The following is a 19,859-nucleotide window of genomic DNA, read 5'->3' as shown; positions in this document are numbered from 1 at the left end:
CAGGGCAGCCGCCTCCGCCCGGCTGGCCGCCCCACACGCCCAGCGTCAGCCCCACCTCCACCAGCACCCGCACCTGCGTCGGGTGCGCCTCCGCCAGCGACCGGGCCAGCGCGAGCGCCGACGTGTAGCGGCCTCCCCGGCGCAGGCGGTCCACCTCGCGCAGGGGCTCGGACAGCTCCGGGGGCCAGGCCTGTCGTCCGTTGCGTTCCATTCGGTGGGGGGCAGCCGTCCGGCATTTCGCAGGCGCGTCCCGGGGTGTCAAGGCGACGACTTGACCCGGAAGCCCGGTCGCGAGAAGAGCGCTGGCATGAAGCCCTGGGAAACAGTGGAGCGAGCGCAGGTGCCGGACGTGGGAGAGGTCGTGCTCGCCCGGCGGGACGAAGAGTACGTGCTGCGCGTGCGCGGCCAGACGTTGATGTCCAGCCGCCAGCATGGCTCGGAGATGGCCATGGCCGAGGCTGGCTGCGCGAACCTCGCGGCGGACGCGCCCGCCCGGGTGCTGGTGGGCGGGCTGGGCTTCGGCTTCACGGTGCGCGCGGTGCTGGACCGCCTGGGGCCGGGCGCCCGCGTCGTGGTCGCGGAGCTGATGGCTCCGGTGGTGGAGTGGAACCGGGGCCTGCTCGCGCCGCTGGCGAAGGCGCCGCTGGAGGACCCGCGCGTCACCGTGGTGGAGGGGGACGTGGGCAAGGTGATGCGCCGGCAGCAGGGCGCCTTCGACGCCATCCTGCTCGACGTGGACAACGGCCCGAAGGCCATGACCCATCCCGACAACGACAGCCTCTACGACCTCACCGGCGTGTCGCACGCCTACAACTCCCTGCGCTCCAACGGAACGCTGGTGGTGTGGAGCGCCGGGCCCTCGGTCGCGTACGTGAGGCTGCTGGAAGAGGTGGGCTTCTCCGTCCAGCTCCTCCACCCCACGGCGCACGGCACCAAGGGGCCGCGGCACACCCTCTTCGTCGCCCGGCGCGTGCCCAAGGCCAAGGGCGCATCGTCGTCGCGGCCGCCGTCGCGGCGCTGAAGCCCGCGAACGTTCTTCCCATCAGGAGGTGGCAGCCCATGTGGTGCGTCCGTCTGTGCCTGTTCGCCGTCGTCCTCGTCAGCGGCGTGGGACACGCCACGGAGGCGGAGCCGATGCCTCCGCACGCGACGTTCCTGCTCCCGTCGAAGGCGCTCCGGGAGCAGCGCCGCATCAACGTCTACACGCCACCCGGCTACGCCGCGGCGAAGGGCGTGCGCTACCCGGTGCTCTACATGCCCGACGGCGGCGAGCAGGAGGACTTCCCGCACGTCGCCACCGCCGTGGACACCGCCATCCGCGCCGGAGAGATGCGGCCCGTCATCCTGGTGGGCATCGAGAACACCGAGCGGCGCCGGGACATGACCGGGCCCACGCAGGTCGAGGCGGACAAGAAGATCGCCCCGAGGGTCGGTGGCTCCGCCGCGTTCCGGGCCTTCCTCCGCGACGAGCTCATGCCCCACGTGCGCCGCAAGTACCGCGTCACCAACGAGACGGCCATCATCGGCGAGTCGCTCGCGGGGCTGTTCATCATGGAGACGCTCTTCCTCCAGCCCGGGCTGTTCGGCACCTCCATCGCGCTGAGCCCCAGCCTCTGGTGGAACGACGAAGAGTGGGTGCGCAAGGCCGGGGAGCGGCTCAAGGCGAAGCCGGACCTGAAGGCCACGCTCTACATGGCGTCCGCCGGTGACGACGTCGCGGCCGAGGCCGGACGCCTGTCCGAAGTGTTCCGCGCGAGCGCGCCCGCGGGACTGAAGTGGAAGTACGAGCCCCAGCCCGACCTGCGCCACGCCAACATCTACCGTTCGCTTGAGGCGAAGGTGCTGCGAGAGGCGTTCGCGCCCACCTCCACGAAGGCCGTCCCCTGAGCAGGTCACGAGGGCGCGAAGGACTGTCGCAGTTCAAGAAGCAGGGGGCTCAAGAAACGGGCCATGAAGCGCCAGAGTCGCGCGCCCACCGACCCAGCGAACCTTGGGTGCCGTGAAGCGGTCTGCCCTCCCTGCGCATCGCCCCGCGGGTTCGTCAGTTGAGACCGCGGCAGGCAGGCCACGTCAGGGAGACAGGATGCAATCCCGAGCACCTCGTTGTCCTCGGCGGCTGGCGCGAGGCGGCCGGAATCCTGCTCCTTGACGCAGGGGCGTGCCTCGGGAGCATCGTCCTGCCCGGTGACCGACGCGGGGTTGCCGCAACCCTGCTCCTCAACGCAGGCGGGTGCCCCCAGTGCATCGTCCTGCCCGGAGCTGGATGCAGGAGCGCCCAGGCTGCGCTCCTGAGCGTGAGGGGCCTCGGGGGACACATGCTCCTGAGGACGTGGGGCGAATTGGTCGAGCACAAGCTCGTCGTACGCCTTCAGCAACACCGGCAGCCGGTGCTGGAGCGTCTGCACGTCGCGCTCGTCCAAGGCATGGTCCGCGCAGATGGCCCACTCACGCAGCGACTCGCCGCCCATGAAGGGCAGCAGCCGGGCCACGTTGCCCCGAAAGGCCCGTTGCAGCGACTGGATGAGGAGCAGATGCCCGGGATGTCCAGCCACCCGGGCCGCCAGCCGCAGCAGCTCGAACTCCAGTTGCGCGCAGCGCTCCCCGGGGTACCAGCGCGCAGCGTCACTGAGCTGGTAGCAGGTGCTCGTCAGCAACCCCAAGTCCATGACGGAGGCCTTCGCGCAGCATTCGACCAGCAGGTCCACCAGCACCTGACGCTTGAGGCTGAAGAAACCCTCCAGGAGCCGCCGGCACTCTTCGGAGCGCTCGTCATGCAGCGCCAGGCCCAGGTTCTCCAGCGTCAGCGACTCGTGCATCGCCACCGCGCGCGCCTGGCGTCCAGCGTGCTGCACCACCAGGCCCCGTGCCGCCAGCCGCCGCAGAGCCTCGCGCACCGTGCCCCGGCTCACTCCATAGTGGCGAGCCATCATCCGCTCCGAGGCCAACCCTCCGTTCCTCGGCAGCCGTCCCAGCGCAATGTCCCGCTCGATCTGCTCCTCCACGTACGCCACGAGCCCCACCCTCACCATTCCCGCCGCCCCTCTCGCCGATGATTCGCCCATCCAACCAGACGGGTCTGACATGGACGCGGGGCCCACCGTCCTCGGCACATCCTGGGACAGAGCGGCCTCGGGGCCCGGACGGCGCGAACTGGTCCGACTGCCGGACCAGTGGCCCCGGACGGCGTGACCTGGTCCGACTGTCGGGCCAGTGGCCCCGGACGGCGCGAACTGGTCCGACTGTCGGACCAGTTGGGCGGCGTCGCTCCCGGCAGGGGGCCCTGTCCCTGTCCCCCGCATTCGCGTCCGCCCACGCACCACGTCGCGGCCCTCTACGGTGTTCCACCAGGCGTGCGTCCCCCGGGCACCTCCGGGGTGCTGGATTCGTCAACAAACCTCTGGCGACCTACAGAGGTCGTCGCGCAGGCGTGTGGCGTAGCGAGCCGCGACGGCGCACGAACAGGTGGCACGTAGGGGGTTGGTCCGATGGGTCCGTCGCATGAGACCCAACAGAAGGCCCCTCCTTTCCAACCGTGGAGCGGTTCAACGGGCCCTCCCACTGGACTGCGTGGAGAACACCGTGCACGCCGTCCTTCGGCTGGAGGGCACCTGCTCGCCGCGCTCCGTGCAGGCGCAGAACCTGGCGAACATCGAACCGGTGAATGTTGGTGTCTCGCACCCGGGCTTCAGCGCGGGCTTGTACGGCCAGGTGCCGGAAAGGCCCGTGCTGGAGTTCGCGACGGCGGAGGGCGCCTTCGACACGAAGCAGTGGTTCAGCCCGGCGATGGTGTTCTTCCGTGGCCTCAGCACTCCGGAAATGGCGGGCTTCGTCCGCCCCATCCTTCCAGTTCCAAGGCGCAGGGTGCCCCAGCCGCCGAGCCCGCGTCCCAACTTCGTCTTCGTCAGAGTGTGGGCCCCGCGCGGCGCGGTCTTCCTCCAGCGCACCGACGCACGGACCGTCGGCGCGCTGGCTTCGGCCACGCCTCCGGTGTCGCGACAACAGCCGCTGTCCTGGCCGGGCCCGCTGCTACGGCGCGAGCCGTGCGGCGCCCGTGCCCGTCGCCTCACGCGGCTTCATCATCCCGCCCGCCACACGCAGGCCCAGCCAGCGTGGCGTGAAGCGCGTCAGGTTGGCCTGCAGCCAGTTGCGCCACCCCGGCACCACCGACGCCCGGCCCTGGTCCAGGGCCTTGAGGCCGCGCAGCACCACCTCCTCCGCGGTCGCCATGGGACCCACGGCGGCCTGCTGGGTGCCCACCACGTCGAAGAACGCCGTCCGGACGGGTCCCGGGCACAGGGCGAGCACTCGCACGCCGCGCTCGCGCGTCTCCTCCGACAGCGCCTCCGTGAAGGACAGCACGAACGCCTTGGTGGCTCCGTAGATGGCCATGTACGGCACCGGTTGGAAGCCCGCGATGGAGGCCACGTTGAGGATGCCTCCCACGCCGCGCGCGAGCATGTCCGGCAGGAACAGGTGGCTGGTGTCCGCCAGCGACGTGACGTTGAGCATCACCTGCTCGTGCTGCCGCGCGAACGGCGCCGCGTCGAAGGCCCCGTGCATGCCGAAGCCCGCGTTGTTGACCAGCAGGTCCACCCGCAGCCCCTTCTCCTGGCAGCGCGCGTGCAGCTCGCGGCCCGCGCCCTCGCGGCCCAGGTCCAGCGCGATGACCTCCGCCTGGACGCCGTGGGCCTTCGACAGCTCCGCCGCCAGTGCTCGCATCCGCTCCTCGGAGCGGGCCACCAGGATGAGGTCCATGCCGCGCGCCGCCAGCTCGCGGGCGAACACCTCCCCCAGGCCGGAGGACGCGCCCGTCACGAGCGCGCGGTGGCCCGCGTAGGGGAAGGCCCTGCCCCGGGGGACGGGTGAAGCAACAGAGGGGCGAACAGGGGACTGGGACGAAGTCGTTTGCATGGGGTTAGAATGTGAGCCAGCGCTCACGTTCTCAACTCGCTTGGTGCTCACATTCCCTCGTGGAGGCCTCATGCCCCGCCGTCCCCCACCTTCCCGTCGCAGGGCGCCCCGCCAGGAGCGGGCGCAGGCGACGTGTGACGCCATCCTCACCGCGACTGCTCGCGTTCTGCTCAGGGATGGCTACGAGGCCGCGAGCACCAACCGCATCGCCCAGGAGGCGGGGGTGAGCGTGGGGTCGCTCTACCAGTACTTTCCCAGCAAGGAGGGGCTGGTGACGGCGCTGATGGAGCAACACCGCGCGCGGACGCTCAAGGACTTCGAGGCGGGACTGGTGCCGCTGGCCGGTCAGCCGCTTCCGGTGGCGATGCGCGCGCTCATCCGGCAGGTGCTCGCGGTGAAGCGGGAGAACCCGCGCCTGAACCAGGTGCTGCATGAGCTGATGCCGCGGATGCGGCAGTGGGGCCTGTCGGATGTGTATTCGCAGCGGCTGCACCGGCTGGTGCGGGCCTTCCTCGCGCCCCGCTTCGAGGAGCTGCGCCCCCGGAACCTGGACATGGCGGTCTTCATCCTGGTGAACGCGGTGGAGGCGCTGTGCCACACGGCGCTGACGGACCGGCCGGACTACGTGGAGGACGATGCGTTCGTGGACGAAGTCGCCGCGCTGGCGACTGGCTACCTGCGTCCGGAGCCGGCCCCGGCGCGTCCCCGGGGCGCTCCGCCCCGCCGTGGCTCCGCCGCCGCCGCGGACTCCAGCGGCACCACCTGCGTCCGGTGACACCGGCGGCACTTCAGCTCCACCCCGCCCGGCACCAGCCGCGCCAGCAGGCTGCCGCACATGCAGCGCAGCTCCCCGGCACTTCCCTGGGGTCCACATCCCTGGCCCATCACGGCTCCCTGCGTTCGATGGGGCTGGATAGATGCCCCCGCAGGGCGTGTCCGGAGGAGGGCCTCCTACTTCGTGCCCGTCTTCGCTTCGGGGCGCGGGGCCGGCGCGGCCCTGGGCACGGGGAGCAGGGGCACGCGGCCTTCCGGATAGAGGGCGGTGAGGCGGTCGCCGCGAAGCTCCAGCGCGGCCAGGTGACGGCCGTAGTGGGTGCTCAGGCCCGTGTCGATGACGATGACGCGGCCTCCGAAGCGGACGGAGAGCCGGCCGTCCTGCGAGGGCGTGTGGCCCATCACCATCCGGCGGGCGCCGAAGCGCTCCAGCACCTGCGTGAGGCCCGCGTCCCACTTCGCCTCGTCTTCGAGGGCGTAGCCGCGGAACCACACCGGGCCCCGCGGATCCACGCCGCCGCCCGGCGGCTGCCCCGGCGTCAGGTCCTGCCACACCCAGCGGTTCACCTCGTCCAACGTGGTGCCCGGGACGGTGGGCGCCAGGCCGCCGTGGAGGAAGAGCGTGTCGTTGATGCGGATGACGGCGGGGTGCGTGCGCAGCCACTTCCCGTAGCGCCCGTCCGCGGCGTAGGCGGCGGCGTGGCCGTGCAGCCCCTTCGGCTCCCCCGGACCGTCGGCGGCGGGGGACTGGTCCGCGAAGGAGGCGAACTCGCCGGGCGTGACGTAGCGCAGGTCCCCGCGCATGTTCATCAGCTCGTGGTTGCCCAGCAGCGGGTGCACGCGGCCTCCCGCCTTGCGCGCCTCGGTCTCCAGGCGCATGAGCAATTCGAAGGCGTCGCGGGTGTGGTCGCCCCGGTCCGGCAGGTCACCGGTCTGCACCAGGTGCGCCTTGCCGCCAATCCAGCGGTCCTTCGCGTCGATGAGGCCCGCCAGCCGGAGCACCTCCTTCAGCGCGTCCACGTCGCCGTGCACGTCCGCGACGGCGACGATGCGCTCCACGTCCTGGAAGACGAAGCGCTCCTCCGGCTTCGGGGCGGCGGCACCCGCGAGCGCGGGCAGGAGCAGCAGGGACAGGAGAACGGGACGCACGTGGCTTCCTTCCTTCGCGATTCGGAGAAGGAGGAAGCCTAGCGCACGTCCCGCCCGGCCTACGCCCTGGCGGCGGCGTAGATGTCCAGCAGCGTGATGCCCGCGACGGCGCCGGTGGCGGCGATGAGCCGGCCCCTGCGCACGCCCGGCTCACGCAGGCCCTTGCCCATCGTCGCCAGGTCCAGCGCGTCACCGGCCACGCGCGCCCACAGCCACGGGCGCTTCTTCGCGGGGCCCAGCAGGGCCACGCCCGCGGCCAGCTCCCGCGCGCCGTAGCCGCGCACCAGCTTGTCCCCGCGCGAGATGCCGAAGAACCGGAGCAGGTTCCACGCCCCCAGCAGCTCCGTGATTCCCAGGCCCACGCTGAACCAGCCCAGCGCGCGCGGCAGCTTGCTCCTCGCCTTCGCCATGACACCGCCTCCTCGAAGCAGAAAGGTCCGGTGGAAAGCTGGAGGCGCTCCAGGCGCGCGCCAAGACCCTCGGCGGCCCGGAAGCCGCCGCATCCTGGAAGGCAGGCAGGCGGTGGAGCCCCTGCCCTACCGGAGGTTGCCAAGGAAGCGGGCCGGGACGGCGCGCAGCAACTGCGGATCCTTCCAGTCCCAGACGCGCTCCGGCGCGCTGTCCACGTTCACCGGGAAGGAGTTCCACATGTGCACGTCGAAGGTGATGGAGGCGCGCCAGTGGACGAGGATGCTGAACACGGCCGTCACCACGAGCACGCCCGAAAGGACGCGATGCTGGCGGGGCGCGTCCAGCGCGAGCTGCACGGGGAACGCGAGGAAGAAGACAAGGTAGGGCAACACGTCGGTGAAGAAGCGGGGCCCCACGGAGTGCCCCGCCCACCAGATGGGGAACGCGGAGATGGCCACCCAGTGCAGGAACACGATGAGGGCGAAGGCCTTCTCGTAGGGCGCCAGCGCGCCGCGACGCCACCGCAGGACGAACCCCACCCCGGCGAGCACCAGGAACGGCGAATAGATGAGCAGCCCCCGCGACGGGCTCACCAGGTTCGCGGCCAGCGCCATGAGGAAGCGCGGCCCCACGAGGTCCAGCGTGTTCCGGAAGTACGGCGACAGCGGCGCGCCGTAGACGTGGAGGTTGTAGCCGCAGAACGGCACCGCCACGAGCGCCGCACCCGCGAAGTACGCGAGCAGCAGCCGGCGAAAGCGCAGGACGAAGAACGCCGTGACGACGAGCACGGTGAGGGAGTGCGTGGGCCGGCATACGTAGGCGAGCGAGACTGCGAGCCCGGCGAGGAACGCGGTGCGCGGGACCTGCGTGGGCCGCGCCAGCAGCAGCATGACCCAGGCGATAGCCAGCAGCCCGGGCCCGTGCTGCCAGAGCACCCGGCTGGCGGTGGAGTACGCCGTCGTCCCCAGCCCGAAGAGCAGGACGGTGACGAGCGCGGCGCGCGCGGACACGTGCCTTCGCAGCACGACGAGCAGCAGCGCCGCGGCGGCGCATACGTACGCCGAGGCGATGAGCTGCTCGGTGCGGTGGAAGGCGCCCAGGTCCACCTTGCCGGTGCTCCGGAACAGCTCCAGCCAGGCCAGCGCCCTCGCACCCGGAGTCCCCAGGTGCTCGAGCAGCGGCCGCCCCAGGGAGAACACGGCCTCCGCCAGCGCCAGGAACGGAAGCGCGGAGACCATCACCCCGGGCGGGTACTCGTAGTACGTGCGGCCGCCGTAGGCGGTTCTCGCGTAGTCCGTCGCGGGCGTGAAGGAGGGCGCGTACTCGTCCAGGTCCGCGTTGCCCTCGTGGAGGATGCTGGCCGCGGACGGGATGGACCACAGCGAGTCCGACTGAATCTGCACCTTGCTGCCGGTGTAGACCCCGAACAACCCCAGGCACAGCAGCCAGGGCGCGAGGGACGAGGCCGCGAAGTCGCGGCGGGACGGTGGAGACGCCGGAAGCACGGCGCCGCTTCTAGCGAATCTTCCCGCCTAATGCAGGGCGCCCAGGCGCTGCTGGAGCCGCCTCGCCACGCGGGGGAGGTCGTCGGGGGCCTTCACCGGCTCGAAGCGGCTGGTCAGGGGGTCCATGCGGCCCACCTCCACGAAGGCCACCGCCAGCAGCGGCTGGCCATCCGGCCGGGTCAGGCTGCTGGCCTCCGCCGTCACCTGCTCGAACTGGAGCACCGGCAGCCCGTCCACCTTCTTGGGCACCACCCGGTAGGGGATGGGGAGCTCCTGGCCCAGCATCGCCTCCAACGAGAAGGTGATGTTGTTCGTGGAGATGAAGGGGTGCGCCGCCGGGTCCACCTTCTCCACCAGCTGCAGCCGCCCCTCCAGGCGCACCGGCGCCGCGCCCGCGTCCAGCGCTCCGCTGGGGTTGGCCCGGGGCGTGACCTCCACCGTCATGTCGCAACCCAGTGTCAGGTGCATCCCGATGACGGCCGGGTCCAGCGAGGCCGCCAGGTTGTCCACGTTGGAGAAGGCCACGTACCGCACGCCGCGCTGCCGGAGCTGCTGGCCCACTCCGCTGTCGCGCAGGGCCCGGAAGACGTCGCCGTGGCCGGAGGGCGCGAAGGACAACCGGCCGTCCGCCTCGCGGAACAGGCGGCCCTCCGGGGTCAGCCTCGGCAGCATTCCCTGACGGAAGAGCAGCACGTCGTCACCCCACCCGCCCGGGGCCAGGTGCGCGGCGATGGCGTCGTGCGTGAGGAAGGACGTCATCACCGCCACGGGCACCGGCCGCCCCACCCGCGCGCCCCACCGCCGCGCAGCCTCCAGCTTGAAGTCCAGGAAGGTGCGCCCCGCCATGACGGGGACGAGCCCCTTCACGCTGCCGCCGAAGCGCGTCCCGGCGCCCCCCGCCACCACGAGCGCCGCCACCTGTCCCTGGCGGAAGGCCTCCTCGCCCCGGGCCCGGCACGCGTCGTGTTCCGGAGTGCCTTCGGCCGGGAGCGGCCGGAGGTCGCCCGCGCGCAGCGGGCGGACCCCGCCCTCGAGCGGACGCGACCCGGTCAGCTCTCCCCGTTGGTAGCGGGCCAGCAGGCTCCGGAAGCGGGCCGCGTCGAAGCCTTCGCGCTGGAGCTTGGGGTCGTCCAGCTCTTCATCCTGGGTCTCGGTGTTCACACCGGCGAAGGTGTGGGGCCCTGCGCCCGCGAACGATCGTCCCCGGGGCGGGGGGACCGGCGAAGCGCGCCGCTCCCACGGAGCCGGCCGCACGGCCAGGCGGTGGCCCGGCCCACGCCGAGCACGCGCCCAGCGCGAACCCCACGCAGAGCGCCGACATGCCCGCGGCGATGAGCAGGTATCGCGAAGGTCGATGGCGTCCGGACGTCATGCGTTCTTCCCCACGGAGGGAGGGCTTGGGGCAGCGGCGAGGGGAAGCGGTGTGGGGGACTGCCGGCGGTTGCGCCAGTAGGGCGCTCCGGACCAGCGGCGCTCCAGGCGGTAGTAGCCCTCGCGGATGCGCAGGTGCTCCTGGAACTGGTGCCGCACCCGCACCTCGTGGAGGCGCAGCGCGGCGGTGTCCCCCTGGAGGAAGCGGATCACCGCCTCCGCCGCGGGGGGCGCGGAGCGCAGGGCCTGGGACGTACCCTGTGAGGACAGCGGATCCAGCGTGCACGCGGCGTCCCCCACCGCGAGCCAGTCCTCGCCGTGCAGCCGGTCCAGGCAGGCGACGTTCGCGGACACCGCGCGCAGGGACACGCCGCTGAAGTCACACGCCTCCAGGCGTTGGCGGGTCTCCTTCGCGCGCGCCATCCGCGCCCGCCACGCCTCGGGGTCCCTCGGCGTGAGGCCGTGGAGCGAGTCCCGGTCGCCCATGAGCCCGAAGACGACCTGGTCGCCGGGCATCCGCGCGGAGTACCACCAGCCATCCTCGCACGCCTCCACCAGCGAGCGCGCGTCCACGCCCCGGCCAGGCTGGAGCGGCAACGTGCCGCACACGCCGTGGATCCGGTCCACCGTGTGGCGGCGGGCGCCTTGCGACGCGGCGAAGACCGCGCTCCGGCCCGTGGCATCCACCACGAAGCGCACGTCCACGAAGGCGCGAGCCGCATCCCCTTCCACCGGAAGGAAGAGCCGGTGACCTCCGCCCTCCAGCGGCTGCCACCGGGTGACCGCCGTGCCGCCGAGGACGTCCACGCCATGGCGCAGGGCCTCGTCCGCCAGCATCCGGTCGAACCGGGCGCGGTCCAGGTGCCAGCCCGTGCCCCACGGCGAGCGCAGATGGTCGTTGTATGCCAGCGACGAGGTCCCCCAGCGCGAACAGGAGCCCATGGAGCGCAGGTGGCCCTGGCGCGCGAAGGCGTCCCAGACGCCCAATTGGGCGAGCAGCCGGCGGCTGTCCGGGGGCAGCGTCTCGCCCAGGTGGAAGCGCTCGGACGTGGAGCGCTCGAACAGGGCGACGCGCAGGTCCGCGTGCCGGCGCAACGCCAACGCGAGCCCCGCTCCCGCCGGGCCACCGCCCAACACGGCGACGTCATACCGGGTGCCGTCCATGCTCAAGCCGCCGGGCCCGGAGGCCTCACCTCGAGCCGCTCGGAGCAAGGGATGTTGACGGTGTCCGGCGGGTCGGGCGCATGGGCGTGGCCCGGACACATTGCACCCGTCGTACCAGCCTCCCCCGGCCTCGATGACCAGGCCGTGGCTGGGGTTATGAACCGGGGCGGCGGGCGCGCGCGCCACGGGACGCGTCAGGCGCTGGCCGGTGACGTGTCAGCCCGGGCGATGGACGCGTCAACCCGCCTGACCCCGGCGGGGGAATCAGCGAGGATGGCCGCCATGAGAATCTGGGTCGATGCCGATGCGTGTCCGGGGCCCGTGCGGGACATCCTCTTGCGCGCCGTGCAGCGCGTGAAGGTGCCCATCGTCTTCGTGGCGAACAAGGCCCTGGCGCTGCCGCGGCTGGCGTACGTGTCCACGGTGCAGGTGGGCGCGGGGCTGGACGTGGCGGACCGGCACATCGCCACGTCCGCGCAGAAGGGCGACCTGGCCGTCACGCAGGACATCCCGCTGGCCGCGCTGCTCGTGCCCAAGGGCGTCGTGGTGATGGATCCGCGCGGGGAGCTGTTCACGCCGGAGAACATCGACGAGCGGCTGTCGGTGCGGAACTTCATGCAGGAGCTGCGCGACAGCGGCGTCACCACCGGCGGTCCCAGCGGCTTTTCGCAGCAGGACCGCCAGCAGTTCGCCGCCACGCTGGACCGCGAGCTGACCCGGCTGGTGAAGCAGCAGGGCTGAGACGCGGGCGCCTAGCTTCCAGCGCCGCCGCTGCCCTCCGCCGGGGGCGTGCCCGTGGACGGCGCCACGGGGCTGGTGCCGATGCCCTTGTTGCGGTGCCAGGCCTCCGGGACGATGTCCAACCGCGCGCCCGGGGCCTGCGATGGCGCCGCGGCCGGAGCCAGGGGGTCCACCTCGCGCATGTCGATGCTGCCCGAGCCGCCCGTCCCCAGCTCCTCGATGTCCACGCACTTGAAGTCCTCTGGCTTCGAGGGCGGGAGGATCCCCGTGCCGTCGGTGGCCTTCGCGAAGGCCTGGGCCACGGCGCCCACGTCTCCGTAGAAGTTCATGCCGTGCGTGCGCAGCATCTCCTGCGTGCGCGGGGACGCCTTCGCGTCCCAGGACATCTCATCGCTGGCGAAGGCCTCGGTTGGGGGCTCCCGTGGCAGGGAGACGGTCTGGGTGGTGGTGGCGCAGCCTCCCAGGAGGAGCGCGGTCAGCGAGGCCATGAGCGGAAGCTTCATCAGGGTGTCCTCCAGAAGTGTCGTCCGCTACTCAACTTGGAGGCACTCGCGGCGGGGGCAAGCGACGGGGGACCCGCCGGGCAAGCGGCCCCGCTCCAGGCCGGGGCCTCTTCAGTGGTCCGCGGCGGCACTGCCTGCGTGCAGGCAGGCCAGCGCCGCCACGGTGAGTGACTCGCACCCGCTGCGCAGGCGCCCGCGCGGTCCGGCGCGTAGTGGCCGGAGTGCGGCCCCGGCAGGTGCGCCGCCTTCTCCTGGGGCGTCGTGCCCGGCGCCGCCGCCCAGGCCTCCGGGGACGCGATGCCCATGAACCAGTACGCGGTGGGCACCGGGTGCTCCGGCCCCTGGGCGAAGAAGGGGAAGTCCTCGCTCGCGGTGGCGAGCACGCCCGGCACCAGCGCGCGCGCCCGACACTCGCGTGCGCGTCCCGGACGCGGCCCAGGAGCGCCGGGTCGTTGCGGTTCACCGGCGTGCGCTCCAGCACCTCCACCTGGGGAGGCCTCGGCGCGCCCGACGCCGCGGCCTCGCCCTTCGCGATGCGCTCGATGGCGGCGAGCACGCGGGCCTGCACCCCGGCGTCCTCCGTGCGCACCGTCAGCTCCAGCAGCGCTTCGTCCGGAATCACGTTGGCGCGCGAGCCGGCCTGGAACTGCCCCACCGTCACCACCGCGGGCTCCAGCGGCGACAGCGCGCGCGACACGATGGTCTGCAGGCGCATCACCACGCTGGCCCCCAGCACGACGGGGTCCACGGACAGCTCCGGCATCGCCCCGTGCGCGCCCCGCCCGAAGAGGCGCACGCGCACGTGCGCGGAGGCCATCATCGCCACGCCCTCGCGGTGCATGAAGGTGCCCACCGGCAGCGGCGCGGTGTGCTGGCCCAGCACGGCGTCCGGCGTGCCGAAGCGCGCGTAGAGCCCCGCGTCCAGCATCGCCTTCGCGCCCTGGAGGGTCTCCTCCGCCGGCTGCCCCACCACCATCACCGTGCCGCGCCACGCGTCGCGCGAGCGCGCCAGCACCGCCGCCGTGCCCACGAGGCACGCGGTGTGGACGTCGTGGCCGCACGCGTGCATCACCGGCTCGCCGTCCTCCGTCCGCACGCGGCTTGCGTACGGCAGCCCCGTCTTCTCCTCCACGGGCAGCGCGTCCATGTCCCCGCGCAGGAGCACCGTGGGCCCGTCCCCGTTGCGCAGGAGGCCCACCACGCCGTGGCCGCCCACGTCCCTGCTCACCTCGTAGCCCTCCGGCTCCAGGCGCCGGGCCACCTCGGAGGCCGTGCGCGCTTCGTGGCCGGACAGCTCCGGGTGCTCGTGCAGGTCCACGTAGAGCGCGTCCACGTCGGGCAGCACCGCGTCCAGGTGCTGGAGGACGCGGCGGGCGCGGGCCTTGAGGCCGGAAGGAACGGACGTGCCCGGGACGGGCTGCGGGTGCTCGGCTTCGTTCATGGCGGTGCGCTCCAGGCCCGGACAGGAGGGGGGAGGTGTCGTGGGCGTCCGGGCCCTGCTCAAGGTGGAAGCCGCGTGTCGGACTTCACAAGGGGGACGGGGCAGTGCGGCGGACAGGGGCCTGGTTTCGCGCGCCGCACGCCCCGCCCGCCGGGGCGCCGTGGGCCTCCGGGGCACCGCCTGTCCGTTCGTTGTCCGCCCCTCCCCCGAGGACCACTTTCTGGCTGCGCAGGCGACACATGGAAGGAGCGGTCATGAGGCGAGGCATCGCACTGGGGGTCTGCCTGGTGGGGCTGACGGGAGGCGTTGCGCGGGCCCAGGACACGCCCCTGGACGAACCCATGCGGCTGGGACGGGGGGAGTGGCACGGGCCCTACTTCCTGCTGGGGCTGGGCGTGGAGGGCTACACGGGCAAGCTCGCGCCCAACCTGGATCCCGGGCCGTCCTACGGCGTCGTCGTGGGCTACCGTCCCAATGACTACCTGGGCGTGGAGCTGGGCTACAGCGGCGGCACCAGCAACCTGTCCATCACGGGGGACGCGTCCTTCGGCAACCCGGACATCGTGCGCAACGGCGGGCAGGCGGCCCTCACGCTGGGCCTCACCCCCGCGCGGATCCAGCCCTATGTGCTGGGGGGCATCGGGTTCGAGCAGTACTCGGTGCGCTCGGGGATGTTCTTCGAGTTCATCAACGATACAGGGGGCTACGCGCCCGTTGGCGCGGGCGTGCGCTTCAAGATCAACCCCCACCTCACGGCCGAGGTGCGCGGCAGCTACAGCTTCCTCTTCGGGCAGGACTTCTCACCCGTCCCGGACAAGGGCGCGGGCGAGGGCCGCTACACGGGCCTGCTGATGCTGGGGGGCAGCTACTGACGCCCGCCAGGCGGGAGGGCGGATCCGAGGTGGACCCGGGGTCCTGAGGTATCCTCCGCCCAGGCGCGGGTGCCTCCCCGACACCACCGCGCCCCCCCGCTCCCATGACCGTCACCCTGATTGAGCTCCTCGACGAGCGAAGCCGCCGTCATCCGGATCCGCGCCTCTACACCTTCCTGGAGGACGACGCGGAGGTGACGCTCACCCGGGCGGAGCTGGCGTCGCGGGCGCACCGCATCGCGGCGGCGCTCCAGTCGCTGGCGGCGCAGGGGGAGCGCGCGGTCCTGCTCTACCCGCCGGGCGTGGACTACCTCTCCGGGTTCTTCGGGTGCGTGTGCTCGGGGCTGGTGGCGGTGCCGGCGTATCCGCCGGATCCGTCCAGGCTGGAGCGCACCCTGCCCCGCCTGCGCGCGCTCATCGCGGACTCCGGCGCCACGGTGGTGCTCACCACGTCCGTCATCCTGTCGATGGCGGAGTTCCTCTTCACGGACGCGCCGGAGCTGCGCGCGCTCCAGTGGGTGGCGACGGACGCGCTGGACGCGAGCGACGCGGCGGCGTGGAGGCGGCCGGACGTGACGGCGGACACGCTGGCCTTCCTCCAGTACACGTCCGGCAGCACGGGGACGCCCGGGCGTGATGCTCAGCCACGGCAACCTGCTGCACAACCTCACGGCCATCCGCCGCGCCTTCCAGACGCGCGACGACAGCGTGGGCGTCATCTGGCTGCCGCCGTACCACGACATGGGGCTGATTGGCGGCGTGCTGGTGCCGCTGGCGCAGGGCTTCCACACGGCGCTGATGTCTCCGCTGTCGTTCCTCAAGCGGCCTCGTGCGTGGCTGGAGGCGCTGACCCGCTTTGGCGGCACCATCAGCGGCGGGCCCAACTTCGCCTTCGACCTGTGCGTGCGGCGCATCCCGCCCGCGGAACGGGAGGGGCTGGACCTGAGCCGCTGGGAGGTGGCGTTCTGCGGCGCGGAGCCCATCCGTCCGGACACGCTGGCGCGCTTCACGGAGGCCTTCGGGCCGCACGGCTTCCGGCGCGAGGCGTTCTATCCGTGCTACGGCCTGGCGGAAGGGACGCTCATCGTCTCCGGCGGCGCGAAGGAGGCCGCGCCCGTCCTGCGCGACGTGGACGCGGCCCTGTTGGAGGTGGGCCGGGCACGCGCTGTGGAGCGCACGGCCCGGACGCTGGTGGGCTGCGGCGCGACGCTGCCGGATCAAGCCCTGTGCATCGTGCAGCCGGACACCGGCCGCGTGCTCCCGCCGGGTGAGGTGGGCGAGGTGTGGGTGAAGGGGCCCAGCGTGGCGCGGGGCTACTGGCGGCGCGAGGAGGAGTCCGCGCGGGTGTTCCAGGCGCGGACCGGGCAGGGAGACGGGCCATTCCTCAGGACCGGGGACCTGGGCTTCCTGGACGCGGGGGAGCTGTACGTCACGGGGCGTGCGAAGGACCTGATCATCCTGCGTGGACGCAACCTGTACCCGCAGGACCTGGAGGTGGTGGTGGAGGAGAGCCACCCCGCGCTCAGGCCCGGGTGCGGCGTGGCCTTCGGCGTCGAGGTGGACGGCGAGGAGCAGCTCGTCGTGGTGCAGGAGGTGGATCCGCGCAGGTGGGACGGCGACGCGGCCCCAGTGCTGGGCGCCATCCGGGGAGCGCTGGCGTCACGGCAGGAGGTGAGGCCCCATGCGGTGGTGCTCATCGAGCCCGGGAGCCTGCCGAAGACGTCCAGCGGCAAGGTGCAGCGGCGGACCACGCGAGAGGCGTTCCTGGCCGGAGGACTGCGCGAGCTGCACGCATGGCGCGCGGTTGGACTGGCCGAGTCGGACGCGCACAGCGCGCATCCGGAGCCGGAGGCCCGCGAGCAGCATGCGGGGCAGGCGACCACGACGGCCGGATCAGTCGCGCACGGTGCGCCTTCGGAGCTGGAGTCCCGCGTGCTGGCGCGGGTGGCGGCTCGCCTGGGTGCGCGGGTGGAGGACCTGGAGGTCCAGACGCCGCTCACCCACTACGGGTTGGACTCGCTGGCGGCGGTGGAGCTGGCGCATGCGCTGGAACAGGCGCTGGGCGTGCCCGTTCCCATGGAGGCGCTGCTGCGCGGAGCGAGCGTGGCGGAGCTGGTGCGTGACGCGACGGCCGTGCGCGCGGTGCCGCGTCCGGAGGTGGGGCGCGTGCCTCGCGCGGAGTCCATGCCGCTGTCCTTCGCGCAGGAACGCCTGTGGTTCCTGGACCGTCTGGAGCCGGGCAGCGCCTTCTACAACGTCCCCGTCGTGTCGCGACTGGACGGGACGCTGGACGTCTCCGCGCTGGAGCGGAGCCTCCAGTTCCTCGTGCGCCGCCATGAATCCCTGCGCACCGTGTTCGTGGAGACGCGCGGCGAGCCGGGCCAGCGCATCCTTCCGGACCTGACGCTGCCCCTGTCCCTCGTGGACCTCACGTCCTCGCCCGGCGATACGTGCGAGGCCTCTGCCCGCGAGCTGGCGCGCGAGGAGGCACGGCGGCCCTTCGACCTCGCCCAAGGCCCGCTGCTCCGGGTGACGCTGCTCAAGCTCGATCCCGCGCGGCACTGGTTGCTGCTCACCGTGCACCACCTGGTCGCGGATGGCTGGTCCATGCGCGTCCTGGTGCGGGAGCTGTCGGAGGCCTACGCGGCCGTCTCCTCCGGCCGTGCCCCTGCCCTGCCCGCGCTTCCCTTGCAGTACGCCGACCACGCGGCGTGGCAGCGCGACTGGCTGCGCGGCGAGCGGCACGAGGAGCTCCTCGGATGGTGGCGCCAGCAGCTGGCCGGTGCGCCTCCCGTGCTCGACCTCCCCGGCGACCGCCGCCGGCCCCGCTTGCAGTCGTACCGGGGCGCCCAGTGCGTGCACCGGCTGACGCAGGCCGCGTGGGAGCGGGTGAAGGCCCTGGCTTCGCGCGAAGGCACGACGCCCTTCGTCGCGCTGCTCGCGGGCTTCCAGGTGCTGCTGCACCGCTACACCGGCCAGGAGGACCTGGTGGTGGGCGTGGACACCGCGCACCGCTCGCGGCCGGAGACGGCCGGCATCGTGGGCCTGTTCGTCAACCAGCTCCCGCTGCGCGGCGACCTCTCCGGAGCGCCGTCCTTCCGCGAGCTGCTGCGCCGCGACCACCGCGCGGCGCTGGAGGCGTGGGCGCACCAGGACCTGCCCTTCGACGCGATGGTGCGTGGCCTCAACCCGGAGCGCAGCCTCGCGCACGCGCCCCTCTTCCAGGTGAAGCTGGTCCTCCAGGACGCCGCGTCCGGGCCGGTGCGCCTGCCCGGCCTCACGCTGACGAGCACGCTCGGCGACACGGGCGCCACCAAGCTCGACCTCACGCTCTCCGTCACCGACTCCGGCGAAGGCCTGGAGCTGCTGTGCGAGTACGCCACCGACCTCTTCGACGCGGACACCGTCGCGCGGATGCTCGGGCACCTGGAGGCGTTGCTGGACGGGGCGGCGGCGCACCCGGAGCGATCCATCACCGCGCTGCCCCTGTGGACTCCGGAGGCCCGGGGTCAGGTGCTGGAGGCGTGGCGCCCCACCGGGCCCGCCGTGGCCCCGGACCTCGCGCACCGCCTGTTCGAAGCACAGGCCCGAGCCACGCCGGACGCCATCGCCGTCGCGCTCGGCACCACGACGCTGACGTACTCGCGGCTGGAGGCGCGCGCGAACCAGCTCGCGCGCCACCTCGTTGCGTCGGGAGTGCGTCCTGAAGCGGTGGTGGGCGTGCACCTGGAGCGCACCCCGGACTTCGTGGTGGCGCTGCTCGGCGTGCTCAAGGCGGGCGGTGCGTTCCTGCCGCTGGATCCAAACCAGCCCCCGCGCGGCTGGAGGCGATGCTGCGCGAGGCCCGCGCGTCCGTCCTGCTGAGCGACGAGTCGCTGGCGGACCGGCTGGCGTCGCAGGGCGAGCTGCTGGTCCTCCTGGACGCGGACCGCGCGGCGCTGGAGGCAAGGCCGGAGCAGCCGCTGTCCCCCGCGCCGGCCGTCACGCCCGACAACCTCGCCTACGTCATCTTCACCTCCGGCTCCACCGGCACACCCAAGGGAGCGCTGCTGGCGCACCACGGTCTGTGCAACACGGCGCTCGCCACGCGCGACGCGCTGGGCCTGCGTCCCGGAAGCCGCCTGTTGCAGCTGGCGTCCATCGGCTTCGATGCGTCGGTGAGCGAGGTCTTCTCCACGCTGCTGTCCGGCGCGACGCTGGTGCTCGCGCCCGCGGAGTCCCTGCTGCCGGGGCCGCCGCTGCAGTCGGTCCTCGCCTCCGAGCGCATCACCGCCCTCACCGCCACGCCCACGTCGTTGGCGCCGCTGGAGCCGTCCGCGCTGCCCCTCCTGGAGGCAGTGGCCTCCGTGGGCGAGGCGTGCACGCCGGAGCTCGCATCGCGCTGGAAGCCGGGCCGGCGCTTCCTCAACGCCTACGGCCCCACTGAAGCCACCGTCTGCGCCACCATCGACCTGGACGTGACGCCCGCGCGTCCATCCATCGGCCACGCCATCCCGGGCGCGCGCGTGGCGGTGCTCGACGCGCGCGGGGAGCTCGTGCCCGTGGGCGTCCCCGGCGAGCTGTACGTGGGGGGCCCGGCGTGGCGCGCGGCTACCTCGGCCAGCCCGCGCTCACCGCCGAGCGCTTCGTCCCGGATCCGTTCTCCTCCGAGCCCGGCGCCCGCCTGTACCGAACGGGCGACCGCGTGCGCACGCTGTCCGACGGTCGGCTGGAGTTCCTGGGCCGCCGCGACGCGCAGGTGAAGGTGAACGGCATCCGCATTGAGCTGGGTGAAGTGGAAGCCACGCTCGCGCAGGTCCCCGGCGTGCGGCAGGCGGTGGTGCTCCCGCGCGAGCACGCGGGCGAGACGCGGCTGACGGCGTGGCTCGTCGCGGACGAGTCCCTGGACGTCACCGCCGTGCGGCGCTTCCTCAAGGAGCGCCTGCCGGACGCCTTCGTGCCGTCCGCCTACGTGCGGCTGGACGCGCTGCCGCTCACCCGGGCGGCAAGCTGGACCGCAACGCCCTGCCCGCCCCCA

Annotated in this window: 16 protein-coding genes and 3 pseudogenes; 8 read left to right on the top strand and 11 right to left on the bottom strand. The window is 72.8% G+C overall.

Annotation, left to right across the window (positions count from 1 at the left end; genetic code table 11):
* Positions 1-211 (bottom strand): annotated as a pseudogene (locus tag ACLEQD_RS13580) (hypothetical protein); the annotation flags it as partial.
* A 96-nt stretch (positions 212-307) separates the two neighbouring features.
* Between ACLEQD_RS13580 and ACLEQD_RS13575 the strand changes: the two are divergent.
* A complete protein-coding gene (locus ACLEQD_RS13575; protein ID WP_410384194.1) occupies positions 308-1,021 on the top strand; it encodes a hypothetical protein in 714 nt (237 codons plus the stop codon).
* A 38-nt stretch (positions 1,022-1,059) separates the two neighbouring features.
* Positions 1,060-1,887 (top strand): alpha/beta hydrolase, encoded by an 828-nt coding sequence (locus tag ACLEQD_RS13570; RefSeq protein ID WP_410384192.1) that lies wholly within the window; start codon positions 1,060-1,062, stop codon positions 1,885-1,887.
* A gap of 5 nt (positions 1,888-1,892) precedes the next feature.
* Here ACLEQD_RS13570 and ACLEQD_RS13565 read toward each other — a convergent pair whose 3' ends face one another.
* The 3 genes from ACLEQD_RS13565 to ACLEQD_RS13555 form a co-directional block, all read right to left on the bottom strand.
* Positions 1,893-3,029 (bottom strand): FadR/GntR family transcriptional regulator, encoded by a 1,137-nt coding sequence (locus ACLEQD_RS13565; protein ID WP_410384191.1) that lies wholly within the window; start codon positions 3,027-3,029, stop codon positions 1,893-1,895.
* Between the two features lie 513 nt (positions 3,030-3,542).
* Positions 3,543-3,839 (bottom strand): hypothetical protein, encoded by a 297-nt coding sequence (locus ACLEQD_RS13560; protein ID WP_410384189.1) that lies wholly within the window; start codon positions 3,837-3,839, stop codon positions 3,543-3,545.
* Between the two features lie 187 nt (positions 3,840-4,026).
* Complete coding sequence (locus ACLEQD_RS13555) at positions 4,027-4,911, bottom strand: SDR family NAD(P)-dependent oxidoreductase (protein ID WP_410384187.1); 885 nt, start codon at positions 4,909-4,911, stop codon at positions 4,027-4,029.
* Positions 4,912-4,981: 70 nt separating this feature from the next.
* On the opposite strand from ACLEQD_RS13555, the gene ACLEQD_RS13550 reads away from it, so the two are divergent.
* Positions 4,982-5,686: a TetR/AcrR family transcriptional regulator gene (locus ACLEQD_RS13550; protein ID WP_410384185.1), complete on the top strand. Its 705-nt coding sequence runs from the start codon at positions 4,982-4,984 to the stop codon at positions 5,684-5,686.
* A 176-nt stretch (positions 5,687-5,862) separates the two neighbouring features.
* Here ACLEQD_RS13550 and ACLEQD_RS13545 read toward each other — a convergent pair whose 3' ends face one another.
* The 5 genes from ACLEQD_RS13545 to ACLEQD_RS13525 all read right to left on the bottom strand — a co-directional run bounded on the left by ACLEQD_RS13545 (position 5,863) and on the right by ACLEQD_RS13525 (position 11,285).
* On the bottom strand, positions 5,863-6,834 hold the full coding sequence (locus ACLEQD_RS13545; protein ID WP_410384183.1) for a metallophosphoesterase: 972 nt from the start codon (positions 6,832-6,834) through the stop codon (positions 5,863-5,865).
* Between the two features lie 59 nt (positions 6,835-6,893).
* Positions 6,894-7,244 (bottom strand): hypothetical protein, encoded by a 351-nt coding sequence (locus ACLEQD_RS13540; protein ID WP_410384181.1) that lies wholly within the window; start codon positions 7,242-7,244, stop codon positions 6,894-6,896.
* A gap of 126 nt (positions 7,245-7,370) precedes the next feature.
* Positions 7,371-8,750, bottom strand: a complete 1,380-nt coding sequence (locus tag ACLEQD_RS13535) for a hypothetical protein (protein ID WP_410384180.1) — start codon at positions 8,748-8,750, stop codon at positions 7,371-7,373.
* Positions 8,751-8,777: 27 nt separating this feature from the next.
* The gene (locus tag ACLEQD_RS13530; RefSeq protein WP_410384178.1) at positions 8,778-9,911 is read right to left on the bottom strand and encodes a UTP--glucose-1-phosphate uridylyltransferase; all 1,134 of its coding nucleotides are present in this window, start codon (positions 9,909-9,911) and stop codon (positions 8,778-8,780) included.
* Positions 9,912-10,118: 207 nt separating this feature from the next.
* On the bottom strand, positions 10,119-11,285 hold the full coding sequence (locus ACLEQD_RS13525; protein ID WP_410384176.1) for an NAD(P)/FAD-dependent oxidoreductase: 1,167 nt from the start codon (positions 11,283-11,285) through the stop codon (positions 10,119-10,121).
* Positions 11,286-11,567: 282 nt separating this feature from the next.
* Between ACLEQD_RS13525 and ACLEQD_RS13520 the strand changes: the two genes are divergently transcribed.
* Entirely contained in the window at positions 11,568-12,026 is a 459-nt protein-coding gene (locus ACLEQD_RS13520) for a YaiI/YqxD family protein (protein ID WP_410384174.1), read from the top strand.
* An 11-nt stretch (positions 12,027-12,037) separates the two neighbouring features.
* Here ACLEQD_RS13520 and ACLEQD_RS13515 read toward each other — a convergent pair whose 3' ends face one another.
* Both ACLEQD_RS13515 and ACLEQD_RS13510 read right to left on the bottom strand, forming a co-directional pair.
* Entirely contained in the window at positions 12,038-12,529 is a 492-nt protein-coding gene (locus ACLEQD_RS13515) for a hypothetical protein (protein WP_410384172.1), read from the bottom strand.
* A gap of 31 nt (positions 12,530-12,560) precedes the next feature.
* Positions 12,561-13,970: an amidohydrolase gene (locus tag ACLEQD_RS13510; protein ID WP_410384170.1), complete on the bottom strand. Its 1,410-nt coding sequence runs from the start codon at positions 13,968-13,970 to the stop codon at positions 12,561-12,563.
* 254 nt (positions 13,971-14,224) lie between these two features.
* Between ACLEQD_RS13510 and ACLEQD_RS13505 the strand changes: the two genes are divergently transcribed.
* From ACLEQD_RS13505 to ACLEQD_RS13490, 4 genes and pseudogenes are all read left to right on the top strand, one after another.
* Complete coding sequence (locus tag ACLEQD_RS13505) at positions 14,225-14,842, top strand: outer membrane beta-barrel protein (protein WP_410384168.1); 618 nt, start codon at positions 14,225-14,227, stop codon at positions 14,840-14,842.
* A 104-nt stretch (positions 14,843-14,946) separates the two neighbouring features.
* Positions 14,947-15,411 (top strand): annotated as a pseudogene (locus ACLEQD_RS13500) (AMP-binding protein); the annotation flags it as partial.
* 67 nt (positions 15,412-15,478) lie between these two features.
* Positions 15,479-19,584: pseudogene (locus ACLEQD_RS13495) on the top strand (AMP-binding protein).
* Positions 19,527-19,859 (top strand): AMP-binding enzyme (locus tag ACLEQD_RS13490; protein WP_410384166.1); only part of this gene is annotated, 333 nt, incomplete at its 3' end. The pseudogene ACLEQD_RS13495 and the gene ACLEQD_RS13490, both read left to right, overlap by 58 nt.

The organism is Corallococcus sp. 4LFB (genome assembly GCF_046520365.1).
Lineage (GTDB): Bacteria > Myxococcota > Myxococcia > Myxococcales > Myxococcaceae > Corallococcus > Corallococcus caeni.
Note: the sequence above shows the minus strand (reverse complement) of the source record. Positions and strands in the feature narration are given on the sequence as shown.